The sequence below is a fragment of the Desulfomicrobium macestii genome (assembly GCF_014873765.1).
GTDB classification, from domain to species: Bacteria; Desulfobacterota; Desulfovibrionia; order Desulfovibrionales; family Desulfomicrobiaceae; genus Desulfomicrobium; species Desulfomicrobium macestii.
Window position 1 is genome coordinate 229,392 of sequence record NZ_JADBGG010000001.1, and the last position, 19,497, is coordinate 248,888.

Annotated in this window: 14 protein-coding genes and 1 tRNA gene; 8 read left to right on the forward strand and 7 right to left on the reverse strand. The window is 61.3% G+C overall.

Annotated features, from left to right (window positions below):
• The first annotated feature begins 224 nt into the window (after positions 1–224).
• Entirely contained in the window at positions 225–2,996 is a 2,772-nt protein-coding gene (locus H4684_RS01085; protein WP_192622547.1) for a cation-translocating P-type ATPase, read from the forward strand.
• 111 nt (positions 2,997–3,107) lie between these two features.
• Here the strand turns inward: H4684_RS01085 and H4684_RS01090 are convergent, their stop codons facing one another.
• Entirely contained in the window at positions 3,108–3,797 is a 690-nt protein-coding gene (locus H4684_RS01090; RefSeq protein ID WP_192622548.1) for a hypothetical protein, read from the reverse strand.
• A 276-nt stretch (positions 3,798–4,073) separates the two neighbouring features.
• Here H4684_RS01090 and H4684_RS01095 point away from each other — a divergent pair, with 276 nt between their 5' ends.
• Complete coding sequence (locus tag H4684_RS01095) at positions 4,074–5,057, forward strand: radical SAM protein (RefSeq protein WP_225940161.1); 984 nt, start codon at positions 4,074–4,076, stop codon at positions 5,055–5,057.
• A gap of 154 nt (positions 5,058–5,211) precedes the next feature.
• Positions 5,212–5,856, forward strand: coding sequence for a redox-sensing transcriptional repressor Rex (locus H4684_RS01100; RefSeq protein ID WP_192622549.1), 645 nt, complete (start codon positions 5,212–5,214; stop codon positions 5,854–5,856).
• 152 nt (positions 5,857–6,008) lie between these two features.
• Here the strand turns inward: H4684_RS01100 and H4684_RS01105 are convergent, their stop codons facing one another.
• Entirely contained in the window at positions 6,009–6,668 is a 660-nt protein-coding gene (locus H4684_RS01105) for a TIGR04211 family SH3 domain-containing protein (protein WP_192622550.1), read from the reverse strand.
• A 304-nt stretch (positions 6,669–6,972) separates the two neighbouring features.
• Between H4684_RS01105 and H4684_RS01110 the strand changes: the two genes are divergently transcribed.
• A tRNA-Lys gene (locus tag H4684_RS01110) sits at positions 6,973–7,048 on the forward strand.
• Positions 7,049–7,308: 260 nt separating this feature from the next.
• A complete protein-coding gene (locus H4684_RS01115; protein WP_192622551.1) occupies positions 7,309–8,643 on the forward strand; it encodes a DEAD/DEAH box helicase in 1,335 nt (444 codons plus the stop codon).
• A gap of 114 nt (positions 8,644–8,757) precedes the next feature.
• On the opposite strand, the gene H4684_RS21080 is transcribed toward H4684_RS01115, so the two are convergent.
• The 4 genes from H4684_RS21080 to H4684_RS01135 form a co-directional block, all read right to left on the reverse strand.
• Positions 8,758–9,660, reverse strand: coding sequence for a flagellar motor protein MotB (locus H4684_RS21080; protein ID WP_192622552.1), 903 nt, complete (start codon positions 9,658–9,660; stop codon positions 8,758–8,760).
• Between the two features lie 2 nt (positions 9,661–9,662).
• The gene (motA, locus tag H4684_RS01125; protein ID WP_092188067.1) at positions 9,663–10,514 is read right to left on the reverse strand and encodes a flagellar motor stator protein MotA; all 852 of its coding nucleotides are present in this window, start codon (positions 10,512–10,514) and stop codon (positions 9,663–9,665) included.
• A gap of 187 nt (positions 10,515–10,701) precedes the next feature.
• Positions 10,702–12,027, reverse strand: a complete 1,326-nt coding sequence (locus tag H4684_RS01130; RefSeq protein ID WP_092188065.1) for a tetratricopeptide repeat protein — start codon at positions 12,025–12,027, stop codon at positions 10,702–10,704.
• Between the two features lie 100 nt (positions 12,028–12,127).
• Entirely contained in the window at positions 12,128–13,759 is a 1,632-nt protein-coding gene (locus H4684_RS01135) for a PAS domain-containing protein (RefSeq protein ID WP_192622553.1), read from the reverse strand.
• Between the two features lie 148 nt (positions 13,760–13,907).
• Here H4684_RS01135 and H4684_RS01140 point away from each other — a divergent pair, with 148 nt between their 5' ends.
• Positions 13,908–15,131, forward strand: a complete 1,224-nt coding sequence (locus H4684_RS01140; protein WP_192622554.1) for an OmpP1/FadL family transporter — start codon at positions 13,908–13,910, stop codon at positions 15,129–15,131.
• 86 nt (positions 15,132–15,217) lie between these two features.
• On the opposite strand, the gene H4684_RS01145 is transcribed toward H4684_RS01140, so the two are convergent.
• The gene (locus H4684_RS01145; RefSeq protein ID WP_192622555.1) at positions 15,218–16,084 is read right to left on the reverse strand and encodes an HDOD domain-containing protein; all 867 of its coding nucleotides are present in this window, start codon (positions 16,082–16,084) and stop codon (positions 15,218–15,220) included.
• Positions 16,085–16,380: 296 nt separating this feature from the next.
• Here H4684_RS01145 and H4684_RS01150 point away from each other — a divergent pair, with 296 nt between their 5' ends.
• Positions 16,381–17,304, forward strand: a complete 924-nt coding sequence (locus H4684_RS01150; RefSeq protein ID WP_092188057.1) for a phosphate/phosphite/phosphonate ABC transporter substrate-binding protein — start codon at positions 16,381–16,383, stop codon at positions 17,302–17,304.
• The gene (locus tag H4684_RS01155) at positions 17,301–19,334 is read left to right on the forward strand and encodes an ATP-binding protein (RefSeq protein WP_092188055.1); all 2,034 of its coding nucleotides are present in this window, start codon (positions 17,301–17,303) and stop codon (positions 19,332–19,334) included. Before H4684_RS01150 ends, H4684_RS01155 begins: the two co-directional genes overlap by 4 nt.
• Positions 19,335–19,497: the final 163 nt, after the last annotated feature.

The window sequence follows — 19,497 nt, forward strand, 5'->3', positions numbered from 1 at the left end:
GACGGACCGCAATATCCGGCCCGTCGCCGTATTTTGACGAGGCGGCAGGCACGGAGGTTCGCAATGCGCCCCGATCCCCCTTTAGGGTAACCAAGGATCGGGGCGCATTGCCTTGAGCGTTCTCCGGCGTTACCGTGAAGGGGATTTCACAAACAGCGCTCTTGCAACCGATCCCTCCTCAGCAGGCGTGCGGCGGCTGCGGAGGGTCCGACAGGAAAGAGAACATGACCGATTTCCCCGGCAATGAACACAGAACCTGGCACGCGCTTCCTGTCTCGGAAGTCCTGGTCGCCCTGGATTCAAGGGCCGAGGGCCTTGCGACCGCCCAGGCCCGCCATCGCCTGTCCGCCTGCGGGCCCAACGAGATCAGTGCCTCCGCGGGAGTCAGCCCGTGGCGGTTGCTTCTGGCCCAGTTCAGGAGCCTCATCGTCTGGATTCTCGTGGTTGCCGCCGTTGTTTCCGGGATGCTCGGGGAGGCCGTGGACGCGTTCGCCATCCTGGCCATTGTCGTGCTCAACGCGGCCATGGGCTTCTATCAGGAGTATAACGCCGAAAAGTCCATCGCGGCCCTGCGCAGGATGGCCGCGCCCCAGGCCAAGGTGCTGCGCGACGGGCGCGTGACCGCCGTCGCGGCGGCCAAAGTCGTTCCCGGGGATGTGCTCGCCCTGGAAGCCGGCGACCTGGTGGCCGCTGACGCCCGCCTTTTCGCATCAACGGCCTTCTCGTGCGTCGAGTCGGCCCTGACCGGGGAGTCCGACGCCGTGGACAAGGACGCCAGGGCGGCCTGCGCATGCGAGACACTGCTGGCGGACCGTTTGAACATGATTTTCATGGGCACGAGCGTGGCCACGGGCACGGCCAGGGCCGTGGTCACGGCCACGGGCATGGGCACGGAACTGGGCCGCATCGCGCAGCTCATCGAGACGGGGGAGGAGGACACGCCGCTGCAGAAGAAGCTCGACGCCTTCGGCCGCGTGCTGATCTGGGCGACTCTGGGCATCGTGGCGCTGCTGTTCCTGCTGGGGTACCTGCGCGGCAGCGCGCCTTTCGAGCTTTTTCTGGGCGCCGTCAGCCTGGCCGTCGCGGCCGTGCCCGAGGGCCTGCCCGCCGTGGTCACGGTGGCCCTGGCCCTGGGCGTCTCGCGCATGGCCCGCCGCCGCGCCCTGGTGCGCAGCCTGCCCGCCGTCGAGACGCTGGGTTCGACCACGGTCATCTGCACGGACAAGACCGGCACCCTGACGGCCGGGGAGATGACCGTGCGGGCCCTGTACGCCGCCGGGCAGGCTTTCGAGGTCACGGGCGAGGGCTACGCGCCGGATGGCGAGGTGCTGGCGGGCGGGGGAGCCCCGGATGACCGGCAGCGGGAAGTTTTGCTGGAACTGTCCTCGGTCCTGCTGGGCTGCAACAACGCCCGCCTGGCCGAGAAGGACGGGACGTGGAGCGCGGTGGGCGACCCCACCGAAGCCGCCATGCTGGCGGCCGGGGCCAAGGCCGGCGGCGATCCGGACGGTTTTGACGCCGCCATGCCGCGCGTGCACGAGATCCCCTTCGACTCCGACCGCAAGCTGAGCACCGTTGTCCGCCGCATGCCGGACGGAACGGCCCGCGCCCTGGTCAACGGCGCGCCCGACGTGCTCCTGGAGCGCTGCACGCGCATCCTTGCCCCCGAGGGAGTTCGCCCCATGACCGACGGGGACCGCCGCAACATCGCCGCACAAAACGCAGCCATGGCCGGCCAGGCCCTGCGTGTCCTGGGCTCCGCCCGCCGCGATCTGGATGAAGCCGACCTCTCCGGGGCTCTCGCCCGGGACTGCGCCGTCCCCGCCTCCCGCCCATCGCGGACGTCACCCCAAACGCCCAACCCCATCGAGCAGGACCTGACCTTCATCGGCCTCTGCGGCATGTACGACCCGCCGCGCCCGGAAGCCGGGGAAGCCGTGGCCAGATGCCGGGCGGCAGGCATCCGCGTGGTCATGATCACCGGCGACCATCCGCACACGGCGGCCGCCATCGCCCGTGAACTGGGCATTTCTGCCGAAGGTCAGGCTGTGTCCGGGGCAGAGCTGAATGCCATGAGCGACGGGGAACTTGCCCGGCGCGTCACGGGTATCGACGTCTACGCCCGTGTCACGGCCGAACACAAGCTGCGCGTCATTCGCGCCTGGAAGGAGGGCGGGGCCGTGGTGGCCATGACCGGGGACGGCGTCAACGACGCACCGGCCGTCAAGGGCGCGGACATCGGCATCGCCATGGGCCGCAGCGGCACCGAGGTCACGCGGCAGGCCTCGGACATGGTCATCACCGACGACAATTTCGCCACCATCGTGGACGCCGTGGAGGAGGGCCGGGGCATCTTCGACAACATCCGCAAGACCCTGCAGTACCTCCTGGCTGGCAACACCGGCGAGCTGCTGCTCATGGCGTTCTGCGTCATTATCGGCCTGCCCGTGCCGCTGCTGCCCATCCACCTGCTGTGGATCAACCTCGTCACCGACGGCCTGCCTGCCCTCTGCCTGGCCACGGACCCCATCGATCCCGAGGTCATGCAGCGCCGCCCCCGCTCCCGGACAGAGGGCATCACGGACGGCAGCTTCCTGGGCGGCATGTTCCTTACGGGAGTGCTGACCGCCTCGGCAGCCTTCGCGGCCTATCTCCTCGCTCTGCACGGGGGCAGCGTGGAAACGGCCCGCTCCTGGGCCTTCACGGTCCTTGTCGTGGCCGAACTCCTGCGCTCCTTCGGCGCCCGCAGCGCGACCAGGCCCGTCTGGCGCATGTCCCTGACGGCCAACATGCGCCTGGTGCTGGTGGTGGCCCTGACGCTGGGCGTGCAGGTGCTGAGCCAGCACAACGAGGTGCTGGGGCGTTTCCTCAAGACCGTGCACATCCCTGCTGCCGACGCGGTCCTGCTCTTCGCCCTGGGCGCGATTCCCCTGCTTGCCCTCGAAGGGCTGAAGGTCATGGGCCGGGTGTTTTCGGAAAGGGGTATGAAGTCGTGAGGGGGGCATGAGCACGGGACCGGCCGTTCGCCGGGACCAGGCGAGACCCGCATCGGGCGGGGGCCGCCAGGCTGGGCCCGGGCCGAAACGTCCGGCGTCGGGCGCGTCCGTCTAGTTCAGGTCGACGACCTGGCTTTGCCCGGAGATGCTGACGTCCTTTTGCGATACGAACCCGTCGCCCACGATCTTCACGGAATATTCGCCGCAGGGCAGGGGCGTGTTTTCAAGGTCATGGGGCGAGACGCTCTTCATGAGGACCAGCCTGCCGGACCTGCGGTTCCGAAGTGTCACACAGACGGGTCGCATGGATGAGAAGAGGACCCTTGAGACCTCGCCCGAGGTTTTCGTTTCGATGGGGAAGCATTGGGGCGGGCCACTTTCCGGCATGTCGGCGGGTGCTGGGGAAGAGGGCGTGGCCAGGCGTGCCATGGTTCTCGATTGCGCCGCCTGTCGCGCTATTTCGGCCGGGTCCGCCCCGACAACCTCGATCTGGATGATCTGCCACCACCGGGAGCGCTTCGGCGCCCTGAACCCGCCCTCGAACGTTTCGCCCTGGCCCGAGAACGTTTTTTTGCGAATTGTCACCCGGTGCGTTTTGCCTTCATCGTTCTGCACATGGATGACCGCCTGAAAGGGCGCCCTGACCGGCCCGCCGCTGACCCTCCCGCTGACCCGCACCTCCGTGCCCTTCTGCCACGCGTGGACGTTGGAAAACGCATGCCCCTTGACCCGCCAGACGCCTTCGGCGACGGCGGCGGAGCAGAGAAGAAGGAAAAAGAGGGTGAGGCAGGCCTGTTTCATCGGTTTCGGTCCCGTGGTTGGCGGTGTGCGGCGGCCGGAGCCCGGGGTGTTCCCGTTCGGCTCAAAGGGGGATAGGGTATTTCCGGGTTCGTGCATATCCGGAAAGATCGGATTTTCGCATTTTTATGGGCAAGATGATGCGCAGCGACACGTCATGCCGCCTACGCAGTGTTGCGAATCCGATCGCACCGCGCCGCAGGGTCGCGCTGCCTCCGGCCAGTCCGGACGGTGCGTTCCCTGAAACCGTCCCCTGTCGCAACCTTTTCGGAGGAACTCATGAATATGGCCGAGAGCCGCAGGGATCCCGCAGAGCAGGCCCCGCAGCGTCAGGCGTTCGAGCCGGCCTATCGTGCCCTCCACCGCACGGGCGAGCTGCGCCGGCGCGCCGGTGCCCTTTGGGCCATGATGGGGGGATGCCGCCTCTGCCCCCGGGAGTGCGGGGCCGAGCGGCTGCAGGGGGATCGCGGGTTCTGCCGCGCCCCGGGCACGCGGCTCGTCATCTCCTCCTACGGTGCCCATTTCGGGGAAGAGCGGCCCCTGGTGGGACTGAACGGGTCCGGGACGATCTTCTTTTCCCATTGCAGCCTGCGCTGCTCCTTCTGCCAGAACTGGGAGATCAGCATTTCGGGGGAGGGCATGGAGCAGAGCGTCGAGGAACTGGCCGGGCTGATGCTCTGCCTGCAGGACGCGGGTTGCCACAACATCAACCTGGTCACGCCCACGCACTACAGCGCCCATATCCTCGGCGCCCTCGACATCGCAGCCGCCCGCGGCCTGCGCCTGCCGCTGGTTTACAACACCTGCGGCTGGGAGAGGCTTGAAATCCTCGGGATGCTGGACGGGGTCGTGGACATCTACATGCCGGATTTCAAGTATTGGGATGCGGAGATGGCGTCGAAGTATTCGGCAGGGGCGGCGAGTTATCCGGAACTGACGGCCAAGGCCATCCTCGAGATGCATCGCCAGACAGGCCCGGCGCAATATGCCGGGGGCGGAATCATGCAGCGCGGGCTCATCATCCGGCATCTTGTCTTGCCGAACAATGTCGGCGGATCGGAAATTATCATGGAATGGATCGCTCAAAATCTTCCTGCGGATACATACGTAAACATCATGGCGCAGTACCATCCCGAATACAAGGCTCTGGAGTATCCGGAACTGTCCAGAACAATTACTTCAGCGGAATATGCGGCTGTTGTCGAAAAAGCGAAAAAGCTGGGCCTTGTGAATCTCGATATCCAGGACCGGTGGCTGCTTTGAGGCGGGAAATTGGTGCGGTGCGGCAATGCCGGAAAAGCGTTTCGAACCGGATGGTCGCGACCCGCACCGGATGCACTGAATTATTTCTTGACCGCAGTGCATTTGATGGGCGAACTTTCTTCTGTTTCACACCAGCACGCGAGGTATCCGCATCATGGCAAACACGAAAAAACGCCCGAAGATCGACAAGAAGAACCTCATCATCCGGCGTATGTCCACATATCTGCGCACATTGGACCACCTTCAGAACAAGGGCGTGAAGGTCATTTCGTCCGCGGACCTGGAAAAGATCGATGGCGTGACCCAGAGCTTGGTCCGCCGGGATTTCGCCGAGTTCGGGTCCTTCGGAGTCCGGGGCGTCGGCTACCATGTGCCGGAGCTGCGCGAGCAGATCGCCCGGATTCTCGGATCTGACCGGCACTGGAAGGTCGCCCTGATTGGAGCCGGAGGCTTGGGCAGCGTGCTCATGCATTCGGCGTCCTTCAAGAAACGCAACCTGGAGGTGGTCCAGATTTTCGACCACGCCGGCGCCAGCGTGGGCACGTCCATCGAAGGCATTCCTGTCCATGACATCGCCAACCTCGAACAGGAGCTGGACGCAAGCCGCATCGACCTGGCCATCATTGCCGTCCCGCCTCCGGAAGTCCAGGGCGTCATCGACCGCCTTTCGCAGCTGGGCGTCCGAGGAGCTCTCTATTTCGCTTCCCGTCCGGTGCGGGTCCCGGAAAACATGGTGGTGCTGAATATGGACATCACCGTGGAACTCGGAGTGCTGACCTACCAGCTGCTGGAGTCCTGAGCTCTTGATCCGCCACATTGTGATGACGGAGACGGAAGGATGCGGTCACGATGCTTGCGGGCATGTCGCGAGGCTTGATCACGATGGACCGCAGTATTGCAGGAAATGCGCTGTGCTTGCACGTTGTTCGAAGACACGCCGCCGGGCATCGTTCAGCCAAACATGCGGCCTGTTTTCTTCCGTTGCAACCGGCCCAGAATCAGGCCCAGGAGCAGACTCGCGCCTACGACGCCCGCGCCGGTGAGGAACCACCTGAACTGCGTGTCACCGCTCAGGTCCCTGTTCTTCATCTCCAGGACTTCTGCCCGCTGCGCCGTTTGGGCCTGCAGCGCGGTGAGTTCATCATGGGCTCTCTTCAAGTCCACATAGGCCTTCGATCCACGTTCCAGTTCTGCGTACCGCTGCTGCAACGAGGCCAGTTCCGTCTCGGCGCGGTTCAGGCGGTCCAGCAGCGCCTGGTTTTCCCCGGCCGTGGCGGAAGTCTTTTCGGTCATCTCGGCCATTCTGGCGCGCAGGGCTTCATTCTCCCTGGCGAACCGTTCCACCTGAAGGGCGGCCGGGGCCGTCCTGGTCAGATACCGGGCCAGCACCCACCCTTCCACGCCTTCGGCCCGCACGAGGGACCAGTCCTTGTCGTTTTTGACCACCTCCACCGGCGTGCTGGAGGGCAGCATCTTCAGGATCTTGTTGCTGTTGCTCGGCCCAGAGCGCAGTGTTATCTCGAAAACGTCAGTCACGTAGGCGGTCTGCGCGTGAGCCGCGCCCACGATCAAGAGTACCGCCATCATGGCCAGCATCACATATCTTTTCATGTCATCCCCTTGAAGTTCATGGCCGTACAAGACCACCTCATTCTTCCTTGCAAGAGGTGGTACCAGTCCCCATTCCTGCCAGATCAGGCATGACGAGTCAAAAGTCATGCGAGCGGTCATCCCGGCCTGGACATCGTGCATCTTGTCTTTCGTGGCGGAGACGATGCCAATGTCGTGTGGCGGGAAGATGCAGTCTTCGGTTGAACGTGCCGGCTTCGCACGAAGCTGTTTTCATTTTTTTCGAATTGCAATTTTTTGTTTGACAATGTTTGCCCCGCTGTCTAGTAAGCCCTTCTGTTTGCGCGGGCCAATAGCTCAATTGGTAGAGCATCTGACTCTTAATCAGCAGGTTCAAGGTTCGATTCCTTGTTGGCCCACCACCGAAAAATCAGGCTGCATCGTTCGCGATGCAGCCTTTTCGACTTTTTTCGCCCGCATTATTTCCTTTGCATTCCCCCTCAAAGGGGCTTATGGCTCACCTCTCTCGCGTGAGCAGACTTGAGCCTTGAAGCCTTGCGGACCCTGTCCGGCAACGGCCCGTCATCATCTCGTCTTGGAGATTTTCCATTCTTCCGGCAAGTCCGGCCTTCGATTGTTCATCACGCCAGTCGTTGATTTTCCTCCAACCACAGGACCATTTGTGGATTTTTCCTCTTTTTCTTTTGACCAGCGTTTGAACGTTGGCATCCGTGACTGCGGCTATGTTACTCCCACCCCCATTCAGATTCAGGCCATTCCGTCGGTGCTCGCCGGCAAGGATGTCCTTGGACTGGCCCAGACCGGCACCGGCAAGACCGCTGCTTTTGCCCTGCCTCTGTTGCAGCGCATGATCACTGACGGCATTTCCGTGCGCGGCCCGGTTCGGGTGCTTGTGCTGGCCCCTACCCGTGAGCTGGCGCTCCAGATTCACGAGACTTTCATTTCTCTCGGCAAACAGACCGGCATCCGCTCCGCGGCTGTTTTCGGCGGCGTTGGCGAAACTCCGCAGGTCAAGGCCGCCCGTTCGGCGAGTGTCCTGGTGGCGTGCCCCGGACGTCTGCTTGACCTTGTCAACCGTGGCCTGGTGGACTTGTCCCATGTAAACGCCCTGGTCCTCGACGAAGCGGACCGCATGTTCGACATGGGCTTTTTGCCCGACCTGCGTCGCATCATGGCCAAATTGCCGGCCAAGCGCCAGAACCTCCTCTTTTCCGCGACCATGCCGCCCGAAATCCGTAAGATCGCGGATCAGGTTCTGGTTCAGCCTGCCGTGGTGCAGGTTTCCAACACGGCTCCGTCGGAAAAGATCCAGCATGCCCTGTACCCGGTTTCCGCCGGACAGAAGATGGCTCTGCTCGAAGCTTTTCTGGGTAGGACTCCGCATGACTGCGTGCTCATCTTCACCCGCACCAAGCATCGGGCCAAGAGTCTTGCCCGCAAGCTGGAACAGAAAGGGATGCTCGCGACGTCCTTGCAGGGCAACCTGTCCCAGAATCGCAGACAGGAAGCCCTGGATGGCTTTCGCAGCGGCAAATACAGGATCATGGTCGCCACCGATATCGCGGCTCGCGGCATCGACTGCGTACGCATTTCCCATGTCGTCAATTTCGATCTGCCGGATACGGCCGAGAGCTACACGCACCGCATCGGACGCACCGGCCGCGCGGACAAGAGCGGCCAGGCCATAACCCTGGTCACCCCGGAAGACTCCGCCCAGATCAATGCCATCGAGCGCATCCTGGGCGGCCGACTGGAACGCATACGCCTTGAAGGGTTCGCCTATTCAAACGGCGGTGACGAGGCTTCCTTTGAAGAGCCCCGTCCAGCCCGTGCTCCCGGCAGAACCCCCGGTCGCAACGCCCCTGCCGGAAGATCCGGACGGCCCGCACCGCGAAATGCCTCTGATTCGCGCTCACCTGCTGGACGTTCCGGAAGTTCGCGTCGGTCATGCGCTCCGGGCCGGAGCGTGTTCGGAGTGGCTGCTGCCGCTTCCTGAAACTGGACCCTTGGCCTGAACGGCTGTTTTCCAGATAAAAAAATAACCCCCTGCGCGTATCTGCGAGCAGGGGGTTATTTGCGTCGTGGCAAGGACTCAGCGCAAGGACCGGGCTCAATGCCTGGAGGGCAGGGGCGGGGCGCCTTGTGGCACCGCAGGCACGGCGGTTCCATTCATGAGTGGATTGACCGACAGCTGACCATTTTGTCCTGATGTCGAATTCACGTCCACGGGGCTCCGCGTCGGGTCGTTGAAGAGGAGAATGCTGACCCTGCGGTTGCGGGGATCTTCAGGATTTTCGCGGATCAGTGGCTGCGTGGCGGCATATCCCGCAACCCTGACCATGCGTTTGGGGTCCACTCCGAATTCCTGGAGGATGACGCGCGCGGATGATGCGCGGTCCGTGGAAAGTTCCCAGTTGGTGTAGCGGGATTGCGGCCCCCCAAGGGGCACTGCGTCGGTATGGCCTTCGACGGCAACCTGATTGGGCAGGTCGCGTACGGTGTCCGCGATGACTTTGAGCACGTTTCGCGCATCTCCGGTCAATTGCGAGCTGGCCGAATCAAAAAACGGGTTGCCCTCTCCGTAAAGCATCTGGATGCGCACGCCGTTGTCAAAGGTGTCGATGATGAGCTCCTCCTTGTATTCCTTCAGGCGCTCCTCGATCATCTTGGCCATGGCTTCCTTGAGGATTTCCTCCTGGGATTTGCCTTCGGCGTACATGCCCGTCGTCCCTTCCATGATGAGCGGGGTGAACTGCGATTCGGAGGCTCCCTGACCGCCGGCCCCCATGCTCATGGAGGGAGGCAGCCCATCTATGACCGAAAATTCCTTGAAATAGATGGACAATTGCTCTTTCTTTTCTTCGCTTACGTTGTTCAGAAGCCACATCAGCAGGAAGAAGGCCATCATGGCCGTGACGAGGTCCGCGTAGGCGATTTTCCAGGCGCCTCCGTGATGTCCACCGTGTCCGCCTTTTTTGACCTTCTTGATGATGACAGCTTTTTTTTCGGCCACGGCTATTTCTTGCGCACTGCGCTTTCGAGTTCTTCAAAGGTGGGGCGGGCCGAGCTGGGCACGGCGCGACGGGCAGCCTCAAGGGCCAGGGCAGGAGCCCAACCAAGGGCGAAGGACATGATGGCGGTCTTGGCCACATTCAGGAGCGTGTGCTGGTCCCGGACCTGGTGTTCGACGTTGGTGGCGAACGGAGCGACGAAGCCGTAAGCCATCAGGATGCCGAAGAATGTTCCGACCAGGGCCGCGCCGATGTGCGCGCCCAGGACCTCCGGCGGCTCGTTGAGCGCGCCCATGGTGATGACGACGCCGAGCACGCAGGCCACGATGCCGAGGGCGGGCATGGAGTCGGCGAGTTTGTTGATGGAACCGGCGGCGATCATCTCCTCTTCGTGATGCGCTTCCATGTCGATGTCCATGATGGATTCGAATTCATGGGGTTCCATGCCGGCCATGGCGTAAGTCTTTACGTTGTCGCAGATGAAATCGAGCACATGGTGGTTTTTGATCACAAAGGGGTAGGGCGTGAAGATGCTGCTTTCCTTGGGCTTGTTGGCGTGGCTTTCGAGCGCGATGATGCCTTCATGTTTGGCCAGGGTCAGCAGGTCGTAGAGCGCGCGCAGCAATTGGAGATATTCGTCCTTGCCGGGAGCCTTGGCCTTGAAGGCGCTGGCGAAGCCGCCCATCGTCAGCTTGATGACCTTCATCGGCGAGGCGATGAGGAAGGTGCCGATGGCAGCGCCGAGAATGATCACGAATTCCGCGGGCTGCCACAGGACGCTGAAGTTTCCGTGGGCCATCATGTAGCCGCCCGCTACGCAGCCCATAACAACAATTAAGCCAATGATCGCAAACATCGCGCAGTAACCCGCCTCTCTCTTTTAATTGAAATTCGTCTTGAATCGTGTTGGCGGACTATCGCCGTGGCAACAAGCGTATTCATTTACCGAAAAACAGATGAAACGTCTAACCCCGAATTTCAGCCTTTTGTCCGAACGCATCCGAAAAAAGCCTTCGGGGTGAGCGTTTTTTCTGTATTCATGCTCAACGCGTCTGTCCGCGAATGGCCTTGACCCGTTCCAGGTAGGCGGCGGCTGAAGCGTCGTCGCCTGCGTCCTTCAGGGTGAAGGCCAGCGCCTCCAGAGTGTCGGCCACCGGGAGCGCCGATGTGCCAAGCAGTGTCTCGCGGATGGACAGGGCCCGCATGAGCAAGGTCCTGGCCTGCTGAGGATCCCCGAGCTTGCGGTTGACCACGCCCAGATTGTGCAGAAGCTGGGCCACATCGCCATGCTCTTGTCCGAGACCTGCTTCGTTGATGGCCAGCGCCCGTTCGTAAAGCGCTCTGGCTTCGGCAAATCGACCTTGGGCATAGTGAACAGAGGCCAGATTGCCAAGGGAAATTGCAATGTCGAGATGGTCTGTCGGCAATGTCTGCTCCTGCAGCCGCAGCGCCCGGGTGAGCAGTTCTTCGGCTTCGTCGAGCCGCCCCTGCCTTCGCATCAGGTTGCCAAGGGTCGTGAGCGGGAGGGCCAATCGCACGCTGTCCCGGCCGTATGCGGTCTCCCCGATGTTCACGGCCCTGCGCGCCAAAGGCTCGGCGTCGGCGATCATGTCCTGGGCCATGAGGACTTCCGCCAGGCTGGTCAGAGTGCTGATCAACCATGGGTGCAGAGGCCCCAGAGCCGCTTCCTTGATGATCAGCGAACGTTCAAGCAGTTCCCGCGCCTGGGGAAAGTTGTTGCGGGCCTGTTCTATCCCGGCCAGATTGTCGAGGGTGCGGGCGACCTGCGGGTGGTTTGCACCCAGTTTTTCTTCCCGTATGGCCAGCGCCCTCCGCAGCAGTTTGTCGGCCTGATCCAGGAGGCCTCTGCGCAGGTAGAGTTCGCCGAGGTTGTTCAGGGTCTCGGCAAGGTCGGCGTTATCGGTTCCAAACCCGGCCTCCCGGATTTCAAGCGCCCTGATGAACGTGTCTTCCGCTTCCGAGGGCCGGTTCATGTCCGCGTAAAGCTCTCCGAGATTGCTTAAGGTCGTGGCCACTTCGGCGTGATTGGGTCCCAGGACTTTTTCGCGCATGGCCAGGGCTCTTTCAAGCGCAGTCCTGGCTTCCTCGAATCTGCCCAAAGCCGCGTAGGTCACGCCCAGATTGTTCAGCGAAGTCGCCAGGTCGGCGTTTTCCCTGGGCATGAACCCCTGTGCCAGTGCGACCCCTTGCAATGCCGTGGTCAAGGCCTGGTCATGGGAACCCTTGGTGTGCAGCGCGATGAATTCCCTGTTCAGGATCAGCCATTTCTCCTGCCCCGCCGAGGAGGTAGCCTGGTGCCCGGCGCAGGCCGGGATCAAAAAAAACAGCAGCAGAAGCAACGGTTTCATGGAAAATCTCCAGATGGTGTTTAAAGTCCGATTTCTACCCAAGTCGCGCCGCAAGCACAATAATCCCTTGTCCCCATAAACCGGTGCGGGGGAGCTGGATTCAGGCTTGGCCCGGCATCACGGCGCTGACGATCCAGTCGATGGAGCGGCCGGTGCGCAGCCCGGTGTCGATGATCCAGTCCGGCGGGACGCGCTCGTTTTTGCGGGCGTTGGAGATGGCCGCGGCGGAGACATTGAGGAAAGAGGCCAGCTCGCGGTCGGTGCGTGTGCCCGAGGCCAGCTTGAGCCGTTCGATGACCATGGTCGCCTTGCGCAGGCCCACCTGTTCGGTGATGTCGCGCACCACCACATACATGCGCGGTTCGCCGTAGATGGCATCGTGAAAGAGCAGCCGGGCCAGGATGGTGGAGTAGTTCCCGGCCTGATTGCGGATGCGGCATTCCAGGTGCTGTTCGCGCCGTTCGCGCAGGACGAGGTGCATGGCCTGTCGCACGGCGGGCAGGTCGTCCGCGTGCAGGAGATCGAGCACCGGGCGCATGTCGAGGGTGTAGGCGTCAAAGGTTTGTGGTTGTCCATATATGGAAGGGTTCAGGGTTTGGGCGGAGCGACGCAGGATGCGGCCCTGGTCGTCGCTGACCACAACCACGTCCTCCTCCCGGACGCGCAGCTGCTCCATGAAGGCGTTTTCCTGCAGGACCTTGGCTGAGATATCCTGGGCAATTCCCAAAAGACCGATGACCTCCTGGCGGTCGTCGTCGAAGATGGGACGGCGGATGACCCTGTACCAGACCTGCGGGTCGGTCAGATGGGGAACGGCTGGATGGAGGAGTTCCTGCTTTTCCTCGAAGACCTTGAGCGCCGCCTCGATGGGAAAGCGGGCCTGCTCGGGTTCCAGAAAATCGTATTCGCTTTGCCCGATGACTTCGGTACGATCGCGCTTGTAGGCCCTCAGATAGGCCTGATTGGCGGCGACGATGCGCAGGTCCCGTCCGCTGACCCAGGCCAGGTCGGGCAGGGCGTCGACGATGCGCGTGAATTCACCTGCCAGCTTGGAGGAAAAGGTGAAGGGCCGCTGCTGAAAGAATCCGCTGTAGGCAAGAATCCGTCCGTCCGTTCCCCGGATGGATTCGGCGCTGTACCACAGTGTCAGCGGAGAGCCGTCCTTGCGGCGCAGGGTGACGGCTCCGTTTTCGACTTCGTTGCGTTCGTTGAGCTGGTTGACGATGCGCTTGCGCGAGGCGGCGGTGTAATAGAACTGTCTTGCGGGCCTGCCGACAAGTTCGTTCAGGGTATAGCCGCAGATGGCGCACAGAGCCGGACTGGCGGCCTGGATGATGCCGCTCGGCAGGACCGTGAATCCCATTTCCTGACCGGGGCCGGTGGCCCTGAAGGTGCCCCAGGCCAGCGTGATCGCGCCGTCCGTGGCCGGGATGCCGATGAATTTCCAGCTTACATGGCGAGTGCCCGCGCCGTCGGGGAGGATGACCCGCAACCTGGCCTCGCGTACGGGCGGAGTGTCCTTGGGCAGGCTTGAGAATTCCTTGCTCCGGACTTCTGCCTGCAATTGTTCGATGATGTCCTGGGGCGCATAGCTTCTGAACGGAGCGCTTTGGATATTGCGCACCGCCTCGTTGGCAAAAAGCACCTCGCCCGTCTGATCGAGGATCAGGGCCAGATCGTTCGTGCTCGCGAGTCGCGGGGAGTAGAAGTTCAGAAGGTCGCTTACGGTCATGGATTCACCGACGCTGTATGGCAAAAGGGATTATTCATAAAAAATGAATATAAAAGATATAATAGTTCATTGACGTTTTATTTCTGCCTGCTACAGTCTCCGGGCTCTGTCAACGTTGGCGGGGCAAATCACAAGCGGGAGAAGAGAAATGCGAAGATGGATTTTTGTGCTGTGCGTTGTTCTTTGGCCATTGCAGGGTTGGGCCGCAGGCTATGGCGTCTATGAATGGAGCGCCAGGGGCAACGCCTTGGGCGGGGCCATGGTGGCCCGGGATGGGGATCCTTCATCCGTGGCCTACAACCCGGCCTGCATCACCGACGTGCCGGGCGGCCAGATTCAGATCGGAGCCACGGCCATCGCCCCTTCGGCGACCATGGACGTCAAGTCCGGCACGGCGGACGACATGGATTTTGCGGATTCGGTCTGGGGACTGCCCACGATGTATTACACGCAGCAGCTCTCGGACAATTATTGGTTCGGACTGGGCATTTTTTCCCGGGTGGGCCTGGGCACCGAATACGAGGACGCCGATACTTGGGCCGGCCGCTACAACTGCTCCCGCGCCGCCATCCAGTCCGTGTCCATCAATCCCAATCTGGCCTTGAGGTTTTCCGACGCCTTTTCGCTGGCTGTGGGCGTTGAGGCCACGTATCTGAATTTCGAGTACGACATAAGCTTCGCGCCGGGTGCCGAGTATCTGCATGAAATCGCCGCCGATGGGTGGGGCTACGGCATGAATCTCGGTGCGCGTTACCGGCCTTTCGACTGGCTTGCGTTCGGTCTTGCCTGGCGCAGCGAAATCCAAATGACGGTTCACGGTGACGGAGATTTCACGCAGAAAGGTTCGACGGCGCTTCCCTTCAAGAGCACGGATGTGACCGGCACCGAGCCTGTCCCCGAATCCGTGACCATGGGCGTCATGGTAAAGCCCGTGGAGCGTTTGAGCCTGGAGTTCGATGCGGTCTGGACAAGGTGGAGTTCCTACAAGTCCCTGATCGTGAACTATGACGATAGGCAAGCCTTTGGCTACAAACTGGAAAGCGACAAGAACTGGAACAACACATGGAGATTTCAATTTGGAGCCGAATACGCCCTGACCGATAGCGTCGATCTGCGTGCCGGCTATGTCTATGACCAGTCTCCGGTCAATGACGACTACGAGGATTATGCCGTGCCCTGCACCGATCGGCAGATCGTGACCTTGGGCGCCGGCTGGAAGATAAACGACACTTGGGTCGTGGACGCGTCCTACGGTTATCTATGGATGAAAGACCGCAAATACGAGGCAAGAGAAGAGGCGAAAATCATTGAGCTGACCCGTGAAGACGCTCATGCTCACATGGCGGGCCTGAGCGTGACCTACAGGTTTTGAAGCCCGGTTGCTTTTTTCTGTGTGACAAAAAAGGCCGCCGCGTCCGAAAATGGCGCGGCGGCCCTGTTTTTTGGCGCCGTGGTGAATCAGCGAAACATCTTCAGGATCTTGTCCAACTGGTCCATGACGTCCGCCTTGATGTCATCTTCGTTGACTCCGGACAGGTCCAGAACGTTGCCTTGCAGCCAATACCCGGGAGGGGAATCGGGCAGCGCGGCGTATCCGTATTCCTGGGCCAGGTGGCGGGCAAGACGCAGCAGGGAATGCAAGGTGCGGCTGTCTGTATCCAGGCTCGGTTCGGGCACATGGTAGGATGAGATGATGTCGGGCACGAAATCCGGAAAGCCCCAGCGTTTGACCATTTCCGCGCCCAGTTCAAAGTGGTCGAAGCCGTCGAAGAGTTCTTTTTCACGCGCGAAAATGTCCGGCAGCGGCTGCGAGAGGTCTTCGGCGATGAATTTTGCGAACGCATCATAGTAGTTGATGGCGAGCACCGGAATGCCGATGACGTGCATGAGGCCCAGGGGATAGATCATGCCGACCATATCCATGGGCAGGGCCTTTACCTGCGGACAATCCTGAATGAGGCGCTGCATGGTCAGCGAGACGGCCAGATTCTGTTTCCAGATGGCGCGCAGGAGCTTGTTGATTTCGGCGTTGTCGGATCTGAAAGCCGATTCGAGGACCACATGGAAGATGATCCGACGGATTTCCTTCATGCCAAGCCGGTTGAGCGCGACTCTCAAATCCGAGATTTCCGTAATGCCGGCGAACAAGGGGGAGTTGGCGCAGGCCAGGATGGAGCCGAAGATGGCCGGATCCAGCTCGACGGTCCGGGCGAAGGCTTCCATATCGGGGCTCGGAGCGTTGATCAGTTTCATGAGTTCCATTCCGACGGCTTTCACGCCCGGAATGTTGAAGTCGATATGGGCAAGTCGTTTGACCGAGTGCATGGTTGTATCCGGTGTTGAGGGTTGTTGAATTGGTATTCAATACAATGTCGGGGGCCGCGCATCAAGCCTTGATAAAGTCAAAGGGGTTTGATTTCTTGAAAAGAGCCCCGGGGCAGCCTCAAGGCCGACCGTTCATTGCGCCGTGCGGGTCCGCGGCGTCCCGTTTTCATGCCGCTTTCACGTGACGCGGGGGGGGCGGAAGTGCGCAGGCCAAAGGATGAAGAAACCTTCTGGTTGTTGGTATTGTCCTTTTGGAGTACGTGCATTGGTATCAATTCCATTGCTGAAGAGGGATCATGACGCTAGCGCGACTTCCGATTTTCATACTGCTCTTCTTCATGGCCGCCTGTACGGAAAACGAGCCCGTCGTGAAGGTGGACATGTCAAAGGTCGAAAGCGTGGCTCCGCTCGGTTCGACCTCGGCCATCACCTATGCCTATCTGCCCCAGTATTCCCACTCCGTCTCCTTCGAACGTCATCGCCGCCTGCTCGAATACCTGCGGCACAAGACCGGGCTGTCCCTGCGACAGGTCTTTCCCAATACATTCGCCGAGCATGTCAAGATGGTGGAACGCGGCGAGATAGACATCTCCTTTACCAATCCTTTCGTTTACATATCCTTGGCCAGACTGGGCTCCGAAGCCTTCGCGCGCGTCGTGGAACCTGACGGGGGGGCCAATTTTCAGGGCCAGATCATCGTGCGCGCCGACAACCCCGCCATAAACAGCCTTGCGGACTGCCGGGGAAAAAGAATCATTGCCGTTGACCCCAATTCCGCCGGGGGTTTTCTGTATCCTTTCGGACTGTTTTTCGATCACGGCATCACGCAAAAGGATTTTCAGGAGGTCGCCTTTGCCACCGGCGCGGGGGGAAGGCAGGAAGCGGTGGTCCTGGCCGTGTACACGGGCGCCTATGATGTCGGCACCATCCGCAAGGGCACGCTTGATATCGTGCGCGACAAGATCGACCTGGACCAGATCCGCGTGCTCGCGGAAAGCCGTCCGTACCCGGGGTGGGTGTACTCCGTGCGCAAGGGTTTTGATCCGGCCATCAAGGACAAGATCGCCCGGGCCCTGCTGGACCTGAGCGCAAGCCGGCACGATGATGCTCCGGTTCTTGCCGCCGCCGGAATGATCGACATCATTTCCGCCCACGACGAGGACTATGAGCCAATCAGAACCTTGATACGACGCCTTGGCCTGAATGGGGATTTTCAATGAAGTCCCTTTTTTCCAGACTCAAATTCGAGACCAAGCTCAATCTGGGCATCATTGCCATCGTGCTCGGCATGGCGTCGGTCCTGTTGCCCGTCGTGGCCAAGATGACGTCTTCGGCCCTGGTGACGGAGAACAAGCTGCGCGGGGCCGCCTTGGTCGAGAGCCTGGCAGCCCGCGCCGTGAATCCGCTTTTGGCGCAGGATTATCTCGTGCTGAGAAACCTGGTCGGTGAAATCGGCGACGTGGTTTACGCCTTTGTCCAGAACGCGGACAACCGGGTCGTCACCCATTCCTTCGCCAAGGGCTATCCCGTCGAGCTGGTGGACGCCAACCGGGTCGGCAGCAATGAGCGGGTCAATGTCCAGCTCATCGATACGGGCCAGATCTTCGTCTACGATTTTGCGGCGCCCATAATGGTCGCGGGAGAGCGCATCGGGACGGTGCGCATCGGGTTGTCCAAGTCCCGCCTGAACGCAACCACCAAGCAGTTCGTCTCGGCCCTGGCGACCATGTTCGGCGGGGTGCTGCTCGCGGCCATGGCCCTGGGCAGCATTTTTGCCCGGACGGTGACCCGCCGTCTGGCCAAGCTTCGCGCTCATGCCGAGGATCTGGTGACGGGGAGCCTCGACAACCTGGCCGTGTTGCCGGGTGAGCATTTCTGCTGGGAGATCATGAACTGCAAGGAGACAAGCTGTCCTGCCCACCATGATCGCGTGCGCCGTTGCTGGCTGGTGCCGGACACGAAGTGCGCCTGTCATGCATGCATAATCGGGCCCAAGCCCTCAAGTTGCAGGGATTGTCCGGTTTTTCTGCAGAATGTGGGTGATGAAATTCAGGATCTGGCCGAATCCCTTGATTTCATGGCCTTTACCCTGCGCGACCACATTCGAGGCCTGCGTGATGCCGAGCAGACCCTGACCAACCAGCAGCGCCTTCTGTCCACGGTGCTGGACATGAATCCCGATCTCATCTCCCTGGTGGACACTCGCATGATCTACCAGACATCCAACCGGGCTTTTGCGCAGAGCGTGGGCAAGACCGTGGCTGAGATCAGGGGGCTCAACGATTTTCACCTGTTCTCGGAAGAAGAGGCGGAGCGCAGAAATCTCGAAGGCCGGGAGGTGCTCATCACCGGTGAGCGCGTGGACAGGCAGGAACGCGTCGACGGTCCTGACGGCCGCAAGTGGTTCCATGTCGTCCAGATCCCGGTGCATGATGAATCGGGCCGCATCGTGAGCCTGCTGCGCATGGACAGGGATGTCACGGACATCAAGGAATACGAGCAGCAACTCATCCAGGCGCAGAAGATGGAATCCATCGGCAAGCTGGCCGGAGGGGTGGCGCATGAGATCAACACCCCGCTCGGGATCATCCTCGGGTATTCCCAGCTTTTGAAGGAGGATGCGCCGCCAGACAGCCAGTTGAGCCAGGATCTGGCCGTTATCGAGAAGCAGACCAAGGTCTGCCGCAAGATTGTGGCCGACCTGCTGGGTTTCTCCCGGCAGGGGCAGACCGACAAGCGGGAGATGTGCTTCAACAACTCGGTCATGGAGTCCGTGAGTCTGGTCCGGCATTCATTCGAACTGGACCGGGTACAGATCGTGACCAGGCTTGATGACAGCTTTCCCATCATTTACGGCGACCCGGAGAAGCTCAAGCAGGTCTGGATAAACCTGCTCAACAACGCCAAGGATGCCATGCCCGAGAGCGGAGGCGTCATCGTGGTGGTCACCAAGCTCAAAACCCCGCTCGGGATCGTCACGCTCGATGTCGCCGACAGCGGCACCGGGATTGACGAAGTGTCCCTGAAAAAGATTTTCGATCCGTTCTACACCACCAAGTCGGTGGGCAAGGGGACGGGACTCGGGCTGTCCGTGTCCTTTGGCATCGTCAAGGATCACATGGGTGAGATTCGCGTGGACAGCCCGTTGCCATCGGATTTCGACCTTCCGCCCCTGCCTGAGGGGGCCGTGAAGGGTCCGGGGACGATATTTACTGTTGATATTCCCCTGGATCACGGATCCGAGTATTAGGACCAATATTGACGGCCTGTGTCGCGTGCCGGGCAAGTCTCCGGCAGGCCGGGAATCAGGCGGGCACATTTCGGACACACCCCGTGCGCACCGGCTTTGGGTGCAGGTGCACGGTCCGGGGCGTTCATGCCCCGCAGGTCAAGAATCTATCTTAAGGAGAGGT